Here is a 2,009-nt window from a genome sequence, read left to right as displayed (position 1 = left end):
TGTGTTGTGCGCAAACATCACTTTACCAAGGGAGAAGCTCTTTTTCTATATCCGCTTTTTCCAATTCCTACACCCACGGAGATTTTACACTAACATCGGTTTGTCCGACAGATTCAACCTGCCTGTTTACTGTGCATGTCCTCAAGACGAATCACGCGGGTATGCTCCGTATGGCTCCACTGCTTGTTGTTTTGAGTGAAGAACGCATAAATCGTGATCGGCCACCAGGAAAACATAAAGACAGGATACAATATCAAATACTTATAGGTTTTCAGAGATGCCTTATCCATGATCATAGAGATCGGCAGCAGGACGTAAATCGAGATCGTCACCACGTTAAACAGCGTAGGCGATACTTCATACAGCTTGGTGAGATGCGAGCCGCCCAGCACGATATTATCAAACCAAACCGCCATCGTGACAATCGAACCAAGGAAAAAGTTATATACATTGGCCGAGTAAATCGCGGCATCAATTTTCGTCCAGTTCCGTTCTTTAATCCCCTGCCAAAGCAGAACGAAGAAATAACGGCGGCAAACGTCAAAATGCCCCTGCATCCAACGCAGCCTTTGCCTTGCCGATGCCCTAAACGTAAGAGGCTTCTCATCGTATACCTTCGCATCCGGATTGAAGGTGGGCTTTACGCCAAGTTTGACGCATCGCATGGAAAATTCCAGGTCCTCGACAAGACTTGTCGCCCCCCAGCCGATCTGCTTGAGCAGTCCTGTTTCAAAGCACATGCCCGTGCCGCCCAGAAAGTTCGCCAGCTTCAGATTGGTTCGGGGCAGCTGCCAGAACCGGTTGCTGAAAAAATAAGATATGGCATACGAAGCGGTAATCCAGGAATCGTTAGGATTTTTGGTATCCAGATAAGCCTGAATAACTTTCGAGCCTTCACACAAATCGTTATTCATGTGTCTCAGATAATCGGGACTCGCCAGGTTATCCGCATCGAACATGACGACGGCGTCGTATTGGCGAGGCATCTTCCACAGCTCCTTGAGCATCCATTCAATCGCATAACCTTTACCTCTTAGGTTCGGATTATGGCGCTCGCAGGCATATACGCCCATATCGCGGGCGATTTGCGCAGTCTTGTCCGTACAGTTGTCAGCAATTACGAATATATCGTACAACTCTTTCGGGTAATCCAGATTTTTCAGGTTTTCAATTAACGCTCCGATAACTTGCTCCTCATTGTGAGCCGCCACCAAGACGGCGAACGTTTTTTGCGGCGCGTGCTGGGCCTTGTTCTTACGGCGATACCAGCCAAAAAACGTCAGGCCCAGTTGATAGGCCCCGACGACAATTAGCGTAAACTGAAGGCCTAGCATAATACTGTCCAGCATGATTCATCCCCCTTTTTTTGTATGTACCCCTATGTCTTTTTTCTCTTTAGCAGTTTAATAACGGATTCGATAATGCCTCTTCAATTGCGAGGGTAGCCGAATATGATTTTCCTCTCTTTACTGTCATTTGTCAAAAGCTTCACACCGCTTGATTAAGTCGGTTCTTTGTCATTTTTGGGAAAAACAGCAGCGGTATCGGTCGGACTCTCTGCTATCCAGCTTTTTACGTCTTATTTTCATCGTTTTTCAATTTTTTTATAAGCGCCGTCTGGAAAAACTTTCTTTGCCAATTTGTAGAGGCGACGATTGTACAACCCTCATCCCGGAATCCGCATCGCGGCTCCGTAAACCAAATCGCCCCGGCTGCCATTTTCTATACCGGCGGATGCTCCCCTGTATGGGCAGTCATCTGCCACCGACAACTTTACTGACGAACTTGTCTGCAAAAATGTTGCTGCCACGCGAAACTATTCCTACATGAACTCGCCGGAAATTGGACAAAGCTGTACATATGATTCATAATTTATGGTAAATGAACCATGATAACCCATTGTCAAATATAATATATGATCTATGCAGTTCGTGTCATTAACTGGTAAACGGTGGTTTTTGCTGCACAAATGTCACTAATTTCTCGAAATTAGGACGAAAAACCACTTG

At 46.0% G+C, this 2,009-nt stretch carries 1 protein-coding gene; it reads right to left on the bottom strand.

The features are described from left to right. Positions 1 to 113: 113 nt before the first annotated feature. A complete protein-coding gene (locus tag BLT35_RS25990) occupies positions 114 to 1,349 on the bottom strand; it encodes a glycosyltransferase family 2 protein (RefSeq protein ID WP_062409845.1) in 1,236 nt (411 codons plus the stop codon). Between the last annotated feature and the right edge of the window lie 660 nt (positions 1,350 to 2,009).

It is taken from the genome of Paenibacillus naphthalenovorans (assembly GCF_900099895.1).
Taxonomy (GTDB): Bacteria; Bacillota; Bacilli; order Paenibacillales; family NBRC-103111; genus Paenibacillus_G; species Paenibacillus_G naphthalenovorans.
This window is presented reverse-complemented; position numbering and strand designations above follow the sequence as displayed.